We start from the raw sequence: 14840 nt of genomic DNA, 5'->3' as shown, positions 1-14840 counted from the left end.
CCCTGGCACAGCACGCGGTCTCCCGTCCGCGATGCTGCTCGTGGGACGAACTCAACCACAGGTTGGGACTTTGGTCCTGATTTAAATTGAGAATCTTTGGGACAACGTCCTGGCCCGGACCGGGATCGCGGCAGGACCCCTCCGGGACCGGCGGTCAGGCGGGCAGCAGACGGCCGACGAAGGCCTCGAGCTGGGCGATGGTGCTGCACGCGTGCATCGGCACCACCTGCGCGTACTCCGGCGCGACGGAGTCGCCGAGGCCCCACCGGGTCGGGTGCTCGGGGTTGAGCCAGAACGTGCGACGTGCGCGGTCCGCCACCGCCGCCAGCGCGGGCAGGCCGAGAGGCTGGTTGTTGTTCCGGGCGTCGCCCAGCACCAGCACGCTCGTCCGGGGCCCCACGGCGTCGAGGTGGTGCTCCGCGAAGTCCGCGAAGGCCTCGCCGTAGTCGCTCGAGGTGTGCCAGGAGGTCACGCGCGCCTCGGCCGCGATGCGCTCCGCCAGGTCGCCACCGTCCTTGACGATGTCGGTCACCTCCGCGGTGGCGTTGACGAAGGCGAACACGCGCACCTTGCTGAACTGGTCGCTGAGTGCACGGACGAGCAGCATCGTGAACGCCGAGAAGCCCGCGACCGACCCCGACACGTCGCACAGCAGCACCAGCTCGGGCCGGCCGGGGTGGGGGCGGGCGTGGACGGGCACGATCGGGACGCCGCCGGTCGACAACGCCCTGCGCATGGTCCGGCGCACGTCGATCCGACCGCGCTGCGAGGCGCGTCGCCGTGCCGACAGCCGGGTCGCGAGCCGTCGCGAGAGGGGTCCGACCGCCACCCGCAGCTCCTCGAGCTGCTGACGGTTCGCGCTCAGGAAGTCGACGTGCTCGTTCGTGCTCCGCACCGCGTGGCGCAGGATCACGTCGCGTCCGCGCGACTCCGCCGTCCGCCGCCTTGCCTCGGACGCCACCATCTGGCGGAAGGCCTCCACGAGCCGACGGATCTCGTCCCGCTCGAGACGGTCCGTGAAGGGGGTGTCGGCATCTCCGTCTCCGGCTCCGCCGACTGCTGGGGCGGCGGCACTCCGCCCCCCGCCGGGTGCTCGACCCGACCCCGACCCGCCGCGGCCCTGGCCCGCCGCCCCGTCACCCCCGGCTCCTCGCAGCGCGAGGGCGCCGGCGATCGCCGTCTGCGGTGCCATCCGGTCGAGGGTCTGGAACGCCGACCAGCCCGTGCTGCCGGTGCCGGGCGTCCCCACCGTGCCCAGGGCGTCGACCGCCAGCTCGGCGATCTGCTCGAGCGTGCGCAGGTCGCCGTCCGCGAGTGCCATGACCAGCAGGTCGCGCAGGTCCTCGGTGTCGAGGGGCCCGTCGTGCTCGGCGACGCTCGCCGAGGCGCCGACGCCGGAGGGGAAGAACAGGTCGAAGGTCATGTCGAAGACCTCCCGCTGACCACCGCGGCGCACCAGCGCTGCGGCCAGGCCCTCGCGCAGGAGGGTCCGGTCCTCGAGGCCGAGCACGGTCGCCACCTGTCCCGCGTCGACGACCTCGCTGGTGCCCACGCGCATCCCTTTGGAGCGCAGGGCGGTCGCGAACGCGACGAGCCGGCCGGCGAGGTCCTCGCCGGTCGCAGCCTGCCCGCTGTCGTCGTCCACGGAGCCGCTCAGACCTCGAGCGCGGCGCCGACGTCGAGCGTCTCGCGGGCCTTCGTGATGTCCTCGTGGTGCTTCAGCACGACGCCCAGCGTCTGCTGCACGGCGTCGTCGTCGAGCCTGCCGCCGAGGGCGAGCAGCGTCTGCGCCCAGTCGATGGTCTCCGAGACCGAGGGCGTCTTGCGCAGGGGCATCGCGCGCAGCGCGTTCACGACGCGCACCAGCGACGCCGAGACCGCGTCGTCGAGGCCCGGCGCCTTGAGCTCCACGATGCGTCGCTCCAGCTCGGGGTCGGGGAAGTCGAGGTGCAGGAACAGGCAGCGCCGACGCAGCGCCTCGGACAGCTCACGCGTGGCGTTCGACGTGAGCACGACGAACGGCCGCCGGGTGGCACGGATCGTCCCGAGCTCCGGGACCGTCACCTGGAAGTCGCCGAGCACCTCGAGCAGCAGACCCTCGATCTCGACGTCGGCCTTGTCGGTCTCGTCGACGAGCAGCACGGTGGGCCCCGTCCGACGGATGGCCGTGAGGAGGGGACGGGGGAGCAGGAACTCCTCGCTGAAGACGTCGGTGCGGGCCTCGTCCCACGACTCGTCGCGCCCGGCCGTGATGCGCAGCAGCTGCTTGGCGTGGTTCCACTCGTAGAGCGCCCGCGCCTCGTCCACGCCCTCGTAGCACTGGAGCCGCACCAGCTCGGCGTCCTGCGACGCCGCGACGGCGCGGGCGAGGTCCGTCTTGCCGGTCCCGGCGGGACCCTCGACGAGCAGCGGCTTGCCGAGCACCGAGGCCAGGTAGACGGTGGTGGCGATCGCGTCGGACGCGAGGTAGCCCTGCTCCGCCAGGCGTTCCTTGACGTCCTGCACCGAGCTGAAGTTGGTCGTGGCCATCGTGCCCCTTCCGGCGATCGTGCCTACCATCGTGCCGTGGGAGCTTTCGAGGTCGTCCGCGAGGTGCCGATGGAGCCCACCGAGGTCTTCGCCAGGCTCACCGACTGGGAGCGGCACGGAGAGGCCGTGCCCCTGACGCGGATCCGTCGGACGGAGACCGGCTTCGTGGCACGCACCGCGTTCGGCCCGGTCGGCTTCGACGACGTCATGGACGTCGTCGCCTGGGACCCGCCCCGCTCGTGCCGCATCGAGAAGCGCGGCCGGGTCGTGAAGGGCTGGGCCGAGGTGCACGTGCACCCCACGCCGCACGGCTCGCGCGTGGTGTGGCGCGAGGTCGCGCACACGGTGGGCGTCCCGCGCTTCGCGGCGCGTCTGGAGGAGGCTGCGGGCCGGCGGCTGTTCGGCCGCGTGGTCGACCACCTGCTGCGCACCTAGACTGCCCGCATGGGGACCAGCGAGCAGTCGTACACCGCCGAGGCCGAGGCCCTGGAGATCTGCCGTGACCTGATCCGGCTCGACACCTCCAACTACGGCGACGGCAAGGGACCGGGGGAGCGCAAGGCGGCCGAGCACGTCGCCGCGCTGCTGGCCGAGGTCGGCATCGAGTCCGAGATCGTCGAGGCCGCACCCGGCCGGGCGAGCGTGGTGGCCCGCTGGGGCGACCAGACCTCCAGCCGCGACGGCCTCCTCGTGCACGGTCACCTCGACGTCGTCCCGGCGCAGGCCGACGACTGGACGGTCGACCCCTTCGCCGGTGAGGTCGAGGACGGCTACCTGTGGGGTCGCGGCGCGGTCGACATGAAGGACTTCGACGCCATGCTGCTGTCGGTCGTGCGCGCGCGTCAGCGCGTCGGCGCCGTGCCGGAGCGCCCCGCCACGCTCGTGTTCACCTCCGATGAGGAGGCCGGCGGACGCGAGGGCGCCCACTGGCTCGTCGAGCACCGCCCCGACCTGTTCGAGGGGTGCACCGAGGCGATCGGCGAGGTCGGCGGCTTCTCGCTCGAGGTCGGGGGACAGCGGCTGTACCTGATCGAGTCCGGCGAGAAGGGCATCAGCTGGATGCGGCTACGGGCGCGCGGTACGGCGGGGCACGGCTCCATGCGTCAGAGCGACAACGCGATCACGCACCTGGCGCAGGCCCTGGTGGCCATCGGCGAGCACGCCTGGCCGGCGACGCCGGGGCCGTCGATGCAGCTCCTCCTGGCCAAGATCGCCGAGCTCACCGGTGACGACGCACAGGACCCCGACGCGCTCCTCGAGCACGTCGGCCCGGCGATCCGCATGCTCGGTGCGGGTCTGCGCAACTCCACCAACGCGACGATGCTCGAGGCCGGCTACAAGCACAACGTCGTGCCCGGGGAGGCCGTCGCGTACGTCGACGGCCGCTACCTGCCGGGGCACACCGACTCCTTCCTGCCTGCCGTGCAGGAGCTCGTCGGCGACCGGGTCGACGTCGAGCCGTACATCGTCGACCGCGCGCTCGAGTACCCGTTCCGGGGCGACCTCGTCGACGCGATGACCGTGGCGCTGCACGCCGAGGACCCCGACGCGCACGTCGCCCCGTACCTGATGTCCGGCGGCACGGACGCCAAGGCGTGGGACAAGCTCGGCATCACGTCGTACGGCTTCACGCCGCTTCGGCTGCCCGGCGACCTCGACTTCACCGCGCTGTTCCACGGGGTCGACGAGCGCGTGCCGGTCGACGCCCTGGAGTTCGGCGCACGGGTCTTCGACCGGTTCCTCGACCTCGCCTGAGCGCGGGGATCCCGGCGAAAGATCGTCTAGAGCGTCGCGCGGACGCGGATGATCTTTCGTCGCAGCCGCACGGTGCGGTGGCCCGAGCGGTCCTTGCGGAGCCGGTCGATCTCCCAGCCCTGGAACTCCGCGGCGTCGGTGAGGAGCCGGCAGACGGCGTTGCGCGACTGGGTGCGCGGGATCGAGAAGTCCCAGAACTCGTACTCCACGGCGCCTCGTCGCATGCTCACCTCTCGTCCTCCCAGGTGTGGGGCGCGGACACGTCGTCCAGCGCCGCGATGATCTCCGTCGGCAGCTCCAGGGCGTCCGAGCCCAGAGCGGTGCGCAGCTGTGCGGTGGTGCGGGCGCCGACCAGCGTGGAGGCCACGGTGGGCCGGTCGCGGACCCAGGCGAGGGCGACGTGCGCCGGTGCGGCGTCGAGACCCTCGGCAGCCCGCACGACGGCCTCCACGACGGGCGCCTGGTCGGGGCCGAGGTAGGGGGCGACGAAGCCGCTCCACTGGTTCGAGGCGGCTCGTGAGTCCGCCGGGGTGCCGGTACGGTACTTCCCGGTCAGCACGCCGCGGGCCAGCGGTGACCACGCGAGGTGCCCCAGCCCCAGGTGCTCGGCGGCCGGGACGAGCTCCTCCTCGACGGTGCGGTTGAGCAGCGAGTACTCGACCTGGTGGGCGACGAGGAGCGGCCCGAGGGCGCGCGCCGCGGTCGCCGCGGCCAGCCCGACCTGCCAGCCGGCGAAGTTGGACAGGCCGACGTAGCGGACGCGACCGCTCGTCACGGCGTGCTCCAGGGCGGAGAGCGTCTCCTCCCACGGCGTCAGCCGGTCCCAGGCGTGGAGCTGCCACAGGTCGAGGTGGTCGGTGCGCAGCGCGCGCAGCGACGCGTCGAGCTGGGCGAGCAGGTGACCGCGTGAGGCGTCCGTGACGGCGTGGCCCCGACGGAACCCGACCACGCCCTTCCCGGCCAGGACGACCTGGTCCCTGACGCCGCGCTTGGCGACCAGGTCGCCGACCAGCGCCTCGGCCCGACCCTCGCCGTAGACGGGCGCGGTGTCGAGGAGGGTGCCGCCGGCGTCGAGGAAGGCGTCGAGCTGCTCCTCGGCCTCGACCTCGTCGACCTGGGAGCCGAAGGTCATCGTGCCGAGGCCGAGCCGCGAGACCCGCAGCCCCGAGTGACCGACCTGACGCTCCTGCATGCCAGCACCCTAGACCGCAGGTCCACGCCGGAGGTCTAGGCTCGCAGGGTGGATGTCCTGCGATCAGTCGTGCTCGGCCTCGTCCAGGGGCTGACGGAGTTCCTGCCCATCTCCAGCAGCGCGCACCTGGCGATCGTGCCCCGCTTCCTCGGCTGGGACGACCCGGGCGCCGCCTACACGGCCGTCGTGCAGATCGGCACCGAGCTCGCCGTGGTGCTGTACTTCTGGAAGGACATCTGGCGGATCGGCACCGGCTGGCTGCGCGGCCTCGTCTCGTCGGACGCCCGAGCCCTCCCGGAGTGGCGGATGGGCTGGTTCGTCATCATCGGCTCGATGCCGATCGTGCTGCTCGGGCTCGCGCTCGAGAGCCTGATCGACCGACAATTCCGCAACCTCTGGGTCATCGCGACGATGCTGGTCGTGCTCGGCGTCGTCCTCGGCGTCGCGGAGCGGGTCGGACGACGTACGCGCCCGATCGAGCAGCTGACCTGGACCCACGCGGTGGCGCTCGGCCTCGCGCAGGCGGCCGCGGTCGTCCCCGGTGTCTCGCGCTCGGGCGCGACCATCAGCATGGGTCTGCTGCTGGGCTACGAGCGGGCCGCGGCGACGCGTTTCGCGTTCCTGCTCGCCATCCCCGCGGTCGTCGGAGCGGGGCTCTATAAACTCAAGGACGTGCCCGGCGGCGAGAACGCCTACGGCTGGGGCCCGACGCTGATCGGCACGGTCGTGTCGTTCGTCGTGGGCCTCGCCGTCATCCACTGGCTGCTGCAGTACGTGAGCAAGCACTCGTACGCGCCGTTCGTCGTCTACCGCATCGTGCTGGGCACGCTCGTGCTCGCACTGCTGGCGTTCGGCGTGATCGGCGCGGGCGTGTCCGCCTCCGTGTAGCGTCCACGCTCCGGCAGGCTGCGACGTCACGGTCGCCGTCCATCGAGCAGAAGCCGGGGCTTCGAAGCCATGACTCCCATGGGGCGGTGTCGCGCGGGCGACGGCGCGGACATGCGGTCCTCTCCATCGCCCAGCAGGCGGCCATCGTCATCGACGACGTCGTGGCGAGCGTTCTGCTCTCGACACCGCATCCTTGGCCGAGAGCGAAACGTGAGTTCTCAGGCGCCGTGGGTGGGCTGTCGGCGGTAGGAGCGCGGCGTGAGGCCGAGGACGCGGCGGAAGTCCTTGGTGAGATGGGCGTGGTCGGCGTAGCCGAGGTCGGCGGCGACCTGGGTGATCGTGAGGGTCGGCTCTTCGCGCAGAAGCTGGGCGGCTTCCTGGAGGCGGTATCGGCGGATGATGGTCAGGGGCGGGAGGCCGACGTAGCGTTGCGCGAGGCGCTGCACTGCCCGGATCGAGATGCCCAGGCGCTCGGCGAGCTGATCGACGCGGATGACGGTGCGGTCGGAGGAGATGAGGTCTTCCATCGCGTTGGCCAGCAGGCCGCCCTCCTCCGGTGGAACCAGATGCTCCTCGAGCCAGGCCGTGGAGGCGCCGATGGCACGATCACGGCCCGTCGTCTCGTCGTCGTGACACATCGCGGCCGAGACGGCCTGGTGCAGCTCGGGGGCGTCGAAGGGCACCTCGAGGTCGTGGATGGCACCGGGATCGGGGTGGAGGGCGGCGATACCTGCCGGCCGGAGCAGCACCCCGACCGCCCAGCCCCGACCGCGAAGATCACGATGCGAGGCGCCGGTGGTGGGGCCGGCCAGTCTCACGCCGTCAGGTTCGATGACCAGGTTGGAGGCTGGGAATGGCAGGAGCTCCTGTCGAGAGGTCCGCCCCGGCGGGAGATTCCAGCGGGGTATCCAGAACCAGCGGGCCAGTGCACGCAGCTCCTCGGGCGCGGGCTCTCGGTGGAAAGTTGGCAGCGTGGCGGGGTAGAGGACGCCGCGGCCATCGGCCAGCTCAGCCATCGTGCCCCTCCCTGGTCGCGGGGTCGTCGCGAATCTTCAAGCCACACCGACGGAGCCGCCCGTACGGTCGTCCCATGGACGAACACGACGCACGCCCACGCGGGGTGACCGGTGAGCACACCACCGACGGCATCCCGCACGGCTCCACCAGCCTCACCCCGTTCCTGTCGATCGAGGGTGCAGCGGACGCCATCGAATTCTACCGCTCGGTGCTCGACGCCCGCGTAGTCGACGTCACCGAGATCGGCGGCACCGTGGTCCACGCCGAGCTGGACTTCGGCAACGGCCGACTCCAGCTCGGCGAACCCAGCCCCGACTACGGGCTCGTGCCCGCACCCTCGGGAGACGGCGACTGCTACTCGATCGGCCTGTACTGCGCCGACGTCGACGCGATCGTCCAACGCGCAGAGCAGGCAGGCGCCACCATCCGCGAGCCCGTCAGCACGTTCGTCTCCGGGGACCGGTTCGCCTCCATTCGTGACCCTTTCGGGGTGCGCTGGTCGATCATGTCCCGCGTCGAAGACCTCTCCGAGGCCGAGAGCGCTCACCGAGTCGCCACATGGGCAGCCGAGCAGGAGACGACGAACGCCACATGAGCAGCACACACCCACCCGACCGGTCCCCACCAGCCACCGAGAACGTCCGGCCACTCGTGCTGCCCGACGTGCGAGCGTGGCGGGCCTGGCTCGACGAGCACGAACACCTGTGACGGAGTCTGGCTGATGGTGGCGAAGAAGGGCGTCACGACGCCGACATCGCTGACCTACGCTCAGGCGCTCGACGAAGCGCTGTGCAGCGGATGGATCGACGGCCAGTCCAAGACCATCGACTCCGCCACCTACCGGCAACGTTTCACCCCGCGTCGACAGCGCAGCCTCTGGTCGGCTCGCAACGTCACCCACGTGGCCCGCCTCGTCGAGCAAGGACGGATGCGCCCCCGCGGGCTCGACGAGATCGAACGCGCCCGAGCCGACGGGCGCTGGGACGCCGCTTACGCCGGGCCAGCGACGATCGACGTGCCCGACGACCTTGCTGCTGCCCTCAGCGCGAACGCATCCGCTCAGAAGACGTTTCAAGCCTTGAACGCGCAGAACCGCTACGCCGTCCTGCACCAAGTGACCACCGCACGCACCCCGCAGACCCGCCGACGCCGAATCGACCGGCTCATCGACATGCTCGCTCGCGGCAGGACGCCGCACCGCAACGCTCGCGCGCACTCTGCGGATCCGGAACTTCCAGCCCGGCTCCGAGGTGACGATGCGCCTCTACGACCCCGCGAACAGGGAACAGGATCTGGGAGCGTTCGCTTCGCGCCCGGTCGACGAGCAGGGCAGTGCCGACACCCAGCCTGGCTACTACCTGTGGGAGTACGAGCCCGGTGAGCTCGAGGGAAAGTACCAGCTGGACGTGCTCGGCATCGACGGGTCGGGGCGAAGGGTGAAGGCCGTTGCGTCGGAGTTCATGGTGATCGCGAGGTATACGGGCGTCCCCTGACCTCTCGAGCCGAATCGACGTCGACTTTGGCTGGTCGACCAGATCGTGGGGCGGTCGCGGACAGCCTCTCGAGCGCTGCCGCGAGGCTGGCTGGTGGCCACGAGAGCGTGGGTGGGAGATGCCCGCGTGGCATCGCGTACTCAGCCGCGGCGGATGGAGTGCATGCGCCAGCCCGCCGGGAGCTGGCCTGGTCGTTGGTCGACCGCAGTCTCGTCGTCATCGACTTCGGAGGAGATCACTGCGCGGGGCATGTGGACGTCCGTCCGTGCGGGCACAGATGTCTCATCGGTCTCGGCGGTGAAGCGCATCAGGGGACCGGCCAGTCTGGCTCGTTCATCGCTCAGCGCCGCGTCCTCGGACGGAGGAATGTGCCGATGAGTAGACCTTGCGACAGGCAGGAACGGCCGCTCCGACTCCGGCTCGAGATTGCGTTGTGGTTCGGTGGGACTTTCACCCTGCTCGCGATCGGCACTCCCGGCGTAGCCCTCCTGCGCGGAGATACGCTCCCTTCGGCCCCGCACCATCCCGCACGGCCCGTGTGAGTTGGCTCGCACAGAGACCCCACTCGCAGCGACGCTAGGCGGCGTCCCCTGACTCGATTCCTCCGACAGTGGACGACGCCACTCAGTCATCGCGGGAGTACCCCGACCCGTCTGGGGTGATGAACGTCCCTGCCGAGTACACCTAGGGTCGGGACCATGACTCGCCCCACCGCACTCGTCACCGGAGCCACGCGAGGGATCGGCCGCGCCCTGGCCGAGGACCTCGCCCGCACGCACGACGTCGTCCTCGTCGGGCGCGACGCCGAGGAGCTCGACGCGGTCGCGTCGGGGCTCGACGGGTCCAGCGTCCTCGTCCTCGACGTGGCCGACGCCGACGCGGTCGACACGGCGCCGCTGCCGGCCCGGCTCGACGTGCTCGTGCACGCCGCGGGGGTGGCCGTCAACGGAACGGTCGGGGAGGTCACGCGCGACGACTGGCGCTCGGTGTTCGAGGTCAACGTCTTCGGCGTCGCCCACCTGACGTCGCGGCTGCTCCCGACGCTGCGCGACGGGGGAGCGACCGTCGTGCTCGTGAACTCCGGCGCCGGTCTGTTTTCGACGCCCGGCAACGCGGTGTACTCGGGCAGCAAGTTCGCGCTGCGCACCTTCGGCGACTGCCTGCGCGAGGAGGAGCGCGAGCACGGCGTGCGCGTCGTGTCGGTGCACCCGGGCATCGTCGACACCGCCATGGGTCGCCAGGTGCTGGAGCGCGGCGAGGGCGGCCACCCGGAGCGGATGATCCAGCCGGCCACCGTCGCCGCGGCGGTGCGCGTCGCGGTCGACGCCCCGCCCGAGGCGCAGTTCGAGACCATCTCCGTCCGCCCGACGCTGGACCCGAAGGGCGACTGAGGCACGGGGGACCGGGCGGTGGCCTTGCTCGTGCGCTGCCTCGCCTCACGCTGGGTGTCGTCTCCGCGAGGGCCTCGACCGGGCAGCTGGGCGCGACCCGGTCCGGGCTCTCGGGCTGCTGGTGGGCCCTCGAGGACGCAAGAATCTGCGTTGACGTGGACGGGCCCGACGATGCTGCGTTCGTGACGGGATCCGGACACGTACGCAGCATCGATCCGTCCTGGGCGCACGAAGGAAGAAGCTTGGCGTCCCTCCAAGGCAACGGTGACCGAGCGGGTCGAGGATTCTCCCTTCGCGTGGCACGGTCCACGAGAAGGAAGAATCCCCACCCGCCGCAGGGCGGGTGGCGGTGGATTCTCCACCTCATGAGCGCTCAGAAGGTGGCAGATCCACCGCCCGCACGCGGCATGGGAGCATCCTGGACGGATGACGCGAAGAGGAAGAATCTCGGGTCAGCTCGCGGACCGACTCGCTGCCCGAGATCCTGGAGCAGCGCCCCACCCAGCTGCCCGGTCGAGGCCGTCTCGCAGGCCACGTCCAGCGCGACCACAGGCCGCGCACCAGCAAGCCCAGACCTTCGCAGGCAGCGCACCAGCAAGGCCGCGCCTCCCGACCGCCCTACAGCCAGCCCGACCGCTTGAAGCGGCGGTAGATGTAGAAGCACAGGCCGGCGATCACGGCGAGGCAGGCGGGGTAGCCGAGGTGCCAGGAGAGCTCGGGCATGTAGCGGAAGTTCATGCCGTAGATGCCCGCGATCGCGGTCGGGACGGCGAAGATCGTCGCGCCCGCGGTCAGCTTGCGCATGTCCTCGTTCTGCTGGACCGAGAGCTGTGCGAGGTGCGCGTTGAGCGCGTTGTCGAGCAGGTGGTCGATCGCGTCGATCGCCTCGGACGCGCGGGCGAGGTGGTCGGCGATGTCGCGGAAGTAGGGCCGCGCCTCCTCCGGCACCGCGACCGTGGCGAACCGCTGCACCGGCTCGCGCAGCGGCAGCACCGCGCGCCGGAACTCCAGCGTCTCGCGCTTGAGCCGGTAGATGCGCGTCGAGTCGCTCGTGCGCTCGGTGGAGAACACCGACGTCTCGACCTCCTCCACGTCCTGCTCCAGCTCACGTGCGACGTCCTCGTAGTGGTCGACGATCGTGTCGATCACCGCGTGGAAGGCCGCCGTGGGACCGTGCGACATCGCTCCGTCGACCGACTCCGCGCGCCGCCGGGCCTCCCGCAGCGACTCCCCGCCGTGCCGGACGGTCAGCAGGAACTTCTCGCCGAGGAAGACGTTGACCTCGTGCGTGCGGATGTCGTCGTCGCTGTAGGTGACGCTGCGCAGCGACGCGAACAGGTGGTCGGAGTAGCGCTCGACCTTCGGCCGCTGGTGCGCCTCGAGCGCGTCCTCGACGGCGAGCGGGTGGAGGGACAGGGCCGACGCGACACGGGTCAGCTCGTCCACCTTGGGATTCGCCATGCCGATCCAGAGGAACTCGTGGTCCTCGAGGGCGTCCAACGCCGAGCGCAGCGACTGCTCGTCGTGGGCGGTGTCCTGGCGGACGCCGTCGCGGTAGGTGGCGCAGTCGACGATCACGCACACATTCTGGACCACCGGCGCGCGGCGCACGCGCGACGCGCCCCGCGGCGGACGCCCTGACGCGCCGGGTGCGCCGTCGCGGCCGACGGATACGCTCGGACCCATGCGCGCCTGGACGGGTCCCGAGGTCCCCACGATCGAGCTCTCCGGGGTCGCCGTCCCGCCGCTGCGGATCCACGACACCCGCGCGGCGGGCCTCGTCGAGTCGGCCCCCGAGCACGTGGCGCGGCTCTACGTCTGCGGCATCACGCCCTACGACGCCACCCACCTCGGGCACGCCTCGACCTACCTCACCTTCGACCTGCTGCAGCGTCAGTGGCTCGCGCGAGGACTCGACGTCTCCTACACGCAGAACGTCACCGACGTCGACGACCCGCTGCTCGAGCGGGCCACCGCGACCGGGATCGACTGGCAGGAGCTCGCCGAGCGCGAGACCGAGCTGTTCCGCACCGACATGACCGCCCTGCGCGTCCTGGCGCCCCAGCACTACGTCGGTGCGGTCGAGTCCATCGACCTCGTCACCACGCTCGTCCAGCGCCTCGGCGACGCCGTCTACCGCGTCGACGACGACCTCTACTTCGACGTGCACGCCGACGCCGCGTTCGGGTCGGTGTCCGGGCTGGACGACGAGACGATGCGCCGCGTCTTCGGCGAGCGTGGGGGCGACCCCGACCGGCCCGGCAAGCGGCACCCGCTCGACTGCCTCGTGTGGCAGGCGCCCCGCGAGGGGGAGCCGTCGTGGGAGTCGCCGCTGGGTCCCGGGCGCCCCGGCTGGCACGTGGAGTGCGCGGCGATCGCCCTGGAGCACCTGGGCACCGACTTCGACGTGCAGGGGGGCGGCTCGGACCTCGCGTTCCCGCACCACGAGATGTCCGCCTCGGAGGCGCGCGTCGCCACCGGCGAGGAGTTCGCCCGCGCGTTCGTGCACGCCGGCATGGTCGGCTTCGAGGGCGAGAAGATGTCGAAGAGCAAGGGCAACCTCGTCCTCGTGTCGCGGCTGCGCGAGTCCGGGACCGACCCGATGGCCATCCGGCTCGCCCTGCTCGCCCACCACTACCGCAGCGACTGGGAGTGGTTCGACGCCGACCTGACCGACGCCGAGGAGCGTCTGGCGCGCTGGCGCGCCGCCGTCGAGCGCCCCACGACGGCACCGGCCGACCAGGTCGTCGGTGACGTGCTGGCGGCCCTCTCCGACGACCTCGACGCGCCTCGCGCCCTCGCGGCCGTCGACGCCTGGGCCGCCGCCGACGGGTCCGACGCCGCCGCACCGGCGCGCGTGCGCGCCGCCCTCGACCTCCTGCTCGGCGTCCTGCTCTGAGCGGCCGGCGAGGTCGTCCTCAGCGCTGCAGCGACGTGCCGCGTCCGAGGTCGGCACGCTCTCCGCTGGCGTAGCCGTCGGCCAGCCCGCCGCCGCTGAGCCTGCGACGCGGCGCACGCCGCAGGTCGCCGTACCGGGCGTGCATCGCGGACTCGACCTCCGCGCTGCGGTCGGCCAGGACGATCTCCACCGACGGATCCGCCTCGGACCGCTCAGCCTGCGCGTCGGCGCGGGCGTCGTCCTCGACGCTGCGCAGCCTGACGTAGACCGCCTGCGCGAAGCCCTGCCACCAGGAGCGGCGGAAGGCCGCGGCATGCTGACCGGGCGGCACCGTGACCCGCGCCAGCTCGTGCGCCGCCTGCACCAGCAGGCTCGTCACGAGGATCTCGGTGCTGCGGACGTCGGCCTCGAAGCCGAAGACGTGCACCGTCGTCGTCCGCTCGCCACCCACCAGCACCGACTGGCAGCGCAGCGCGTGGGCGACGTGCACCGCGAGCGTCGCCTTGTCGCGCAGGTAGGGCGCGTCGAGCCGCAGGTAGGCGTCGACGACCCCGCTCGTCGGGTGCCCGTCGGCGGCGAGCAGCGCGGCGTCGATGCCGTAGCGGGCCATCAGGGCCTCGGCCTTGTCGCGGCACGCCTGCGCCTCGGCAGGGGTCGCCCCCGGGTCGTCGGCGAGCACGAGCAGCTGCCGGACCCGACGCAGGGTGGCGTCGTCGCTCACGGACCGCCGTCGACGTTGCGCCGACGGAGGTAGCGCTCGAACTCGCGCGCGATCGCGTCGCCGCTGGCCTCGGGCAGCTCGTCGGTGGTGTGCTCCTCCTCGAGCTCCGCCACGTACTCGGCGATCTCGGGGTCCTGCGCCATGAGGTCGTCGGCGCCGTGCTGCCAGGCCTGGGCCATCTCCTCCAGCGCGCCCTGGGGGAGAGGCACGCCCACGGCGTCCTCCAGTGCGCCGAGGAGCGCGAGCGTGGCCTTCGGGCACGGTGGCTCGGCCACGTAGTGCGGCACGGCGGCCCACAGCGAGATGGCGGGCAGACCGTCCGCCGACGCAACCTCGCCGAGCACCGCGTTGATGCCGACGGGTCCCACGTAGCTCGAGGGTCGCAGGGAGAGCCGCTCGGCGAGCGTGGGGTCGCTGGTGGAGCCGCTGACCGGCACGGGCCGCGTGTGCGGCGTGTCCGCGAGCAGGGCTCCCAGGGTGACCACCTCGGTGACCCCGGCGAGCCTCGCGAGCCCCAGCACCGTGGAGCAGAAGTGCTTCCAGCGGAAGTTCGGCTCCGGCGCCTTGAACAGCAGCACGTCGCGCTCGGAGGAGCGCGGACGTGCGTGCCAGAGCGTCGGCGTCGGCCAGTGCAGCACCCGCGCGCCGTCCTCGTCGGGGTGGACGATCGGCCGGGTCACCTGGAAGTCGTAGTAGTCCTCCGGGTCGAGCTCGGCGAGCACCTGGGCGTCCCACTCCTCGACGAGGTGGTCGACGACGGACGACGCTGCGTCGCCGGCGTCGTTCCAGCCCTCGAACGCGGCCACCATCCAGGGGTCGTTCAACGGGGGGATCGACTGCACGTCCACCACCCTACGGGGAAGGTCGGTGCGCCGGCGGGGGTGCTGGGCACCGGGCGGCGAACGGCACCGGCGGGGGTGCCGGGCACCGGGCGGCGAGGTGGCACTGCGGCTCC

General features: G+C 71.9%; 15 protein-coding genes and 1 pseudogene. 8 read left to right on the top strand and 8 right to left on the bottom strand.

The annotated features are described in order from the left end of the window. Positions 1-154: 154 nt before the first annotated feature. Together AC3WRM_RS11775 and AC3WRM_RS11770 are read right to left on the bottom strand one after the other, a co-directional pair. Positions 155-1645 (bottom strand): vWA domain-containing protein, encoded by a 1491-nt coding sequence (locus AC3WRM_RS11775; RefSeq protein ID WP_492248611.1) that lies wholly within the window; start codon positions 1643-1645, stop codon positions 155-157. Positions 1646-1653: 8 nt separating this feature from the next. Continuing rightward, entirely contained in the window at positions 1654-2529 is an 876-nt protein-coding gene (locus AC3WRM_RS11770; RefSeq protein ID WP_492248612.1) for an AAA family ATPase, read from the bottom strand. 36 nt (positions 2530-2565) lie between these two features. Here AC3WRM_RS11770 and AC3WRM_RS11765 point away from each other — a divergent pair, with 36 nt between their 5' ends. Then, entirely contained in the window at positions 2566-2964 is a 399-nt protein-coding gene (locus AC3WRM_RS11765) for an SRPBCC family protein (RefSeq protein WP_492248613.1), read from the top strand. A gap of 9 nt (positions 2965-2973) precedes the next feature. Beyond that, positions 2974-4284 carry a M20/M25/M40 family metallo-hydrolase gene (locus AC3WRM_RS11760; protein ID WP_492248614.1) on the top strand — a complete coding sequence of 437 codons (1311 nt, stop codon included), beginning with the start codon at positions 2974-2976 and terminating at the stop codon, positions 4282-4284. A gap of 26 nt (positions 4285-4310) precedes the next feature. On the opposite strand, the gene AC3WRM_RS11755 is transcribed toward AC3WRM_RS11760, so the two are convergent. Together AC3WRM_RS11755 and AC3WRM_RS11750 are read right to left on the bottom strand one after the other, a co-directional pair. Continuing rightward, positions 4311-4508 (bottom strand): DUF5703 family protein, encoded by a 198-nt coding sequence (locus tag AC3WRM_RS11755; RefSeq protein WP_253024734.1) that lies wholly within the window; start codon positions 4506-4508, stop codon positions 4311-4313. A gap of 2 nt (positions 4509-4510) precedes the next feature. Continuing rightward, the gene (locus AC3WRM_RS11750) at positions 4511-5476 is read right to left on the bottom strand and encodes an aldo/keto reductase (protein WP_492248615.1); all 966 of its coding nucleotides are present in this window, start codon (positions 5474-5476) and stop codon (positions 4511-4513) included. A 48-nt stretch (positions 5477-5524) separates the two neighbouring features. On the opposite strand from AC3WRM_RS11750, the gene AC3WRM_RS11745 reads away from it, so the two are divergent. Beyond that, on the top strand, positions 5525-6364 hold the full coding sequence (locus AC3WRM_RS11745) for an undecaprenyl-diphosphate phosphatase (protein ID WP_492248616.1): 840 nt from the start codon (positions 5525-5527) through the stop codon (positions 6362-6364). Positions 6365-6582: 218 nt separating this feature from the next. On the opposite strand, the gene AC3WRM_RS11740 is transcribed toward AC3WRM_RS11745, so the two are convergent. Continuing rightward, on the bottom strand, positions 6583-7380 hold the full coding sequence (locus AC3WRM_RS11740; protein WP_492248617.1) for an AraC family transcriptional regulator: 798 nt from the start codon (positions 7378-7380) through the stop codon (positions 6583-6585). A 74-nt stretch (positions 7381-7454) separates the two neighbouring features. Here AC3WRM_RS11740 and AC3WRM_RS11735 point away from each other — a divergent pair, with 74 nt between their 5' ends. The 4 genes and pseudogenes from AC3WRM_RS11735 to AC3WRM_RS11720 all read left to right on the top strand — a co-directional run bounded on the left by AC3WRM_RS11735 (position 7455) and on the right by AC3WRM_RS11720 (position 10265). After that, a complete protein-coding gene (locus tag AC3WRM_RS11735; protein WP_492248618.1) occupies positions 7455-7976 on the top strand; it encodes a VOC family protein in 522 nt (173 codons plus the stop codon). A gap of 126 nt (positions 7977-8102) precedes the next feature. Next, positions 8103-8507, top strand: a pseudogene (locus AC3WRM_RS11730) (YdeI/OmpD-associated family protein); the annotation flags it as partial. 130 nt (positions 8508-8637) lie between these two features. After that, the gene (locus AC3WRM_RS11725; protein ID WP_492248664.1) at positions 8638-8874 is read left to right on the top strand and encodes a hypothetical protein; all 237 of its coding nucleotides are present in this window, start codon (positions 8638-8640) and stop codon (positions 8872-8874) included. 698 nt (positions 8875-9572) lie between these two features. Next, the gene (locus AC3WRM_RS11720) at positions 9573-10265 is read left to right on the top strand and encodes an SDR family oxidoreductase (RefSeq protein WP_492248619.1); all 693 of its coding nucleotides are present in this window, start codon (positions 9573-9575) and stop codon (positions 10263-10265) included. Positions 10266-10883: 618 nt separating this feature from the next. Here the strand turns inward: AC3WRM_RS11720 and corA are convergent. Next, complete coding sequence (gene corA, locus AC3WRM_RS11715) at positions 10884-11843, bottom strand: magnesium/cobalt transporter CorA (RefSeq protein WP_492248620.1); 960 nt, start codon at positions 11841-11843, stop codon at positions 10884-10886. Between the two features lie 106 nt (positions 11844-11949). Here corA and mshC point away from each other — a divergent pair, with 106 nt between their 5' ends. Continuing rightward, the gene (mshC, locus tag AC3WRM_RS11710) at positions 11950-13164 is read left to right on the top strand and encodes a cysteine--1-D-myo-inosityl 2-amino-2-deoxy-alpha-D-glucopyranoside ligase (protein ID WP_492248621.1); all 1215 of its coding nucleotides are present in this window, start codon (positions 11950-11952) and stop codon (positions 13162-13164) included. A gap of 19 nt (positions 13165-13183) precedes the next feature. On the opposite strand, the gene AC3WRM_RS11705 is transcribed toward mshC, so the two are convergent. After that, positions 13184-13885: a DUF2786 domain-containing protein gene (locus AC3WRM_RS11705; RefSeq protein WP_492248622.1), complete on the bottom strand. Its 702-nt coding sequence runs from the start codon at positions 13883-13885 to the stop codon at positions 13184-13186. After that, entirely contained in the window at positions 13882-14727 is an 846-nt protein-coding gene (locus AC3WRM_RS11700) for a PAC2 family protein (protein WP_492248623.1), read from the bottom strand. Before AC3WRM_RS11700 ends, AC3WRM_RS11705 begins: the two co-directional genes overlap by 4 nt. Positions 14728-14840 lie beyond the last annotated feature (113 nt).

It is taken from the genome of Aeromicrobium sp. EU05-FHT14F07 (genome assembly GCF_058790455.1).
The sequence above is the reverse complement of the archived record's forward strand: the minus strand, read 5'-3'. Positions and strand labels throughout refer to the sequence as shown.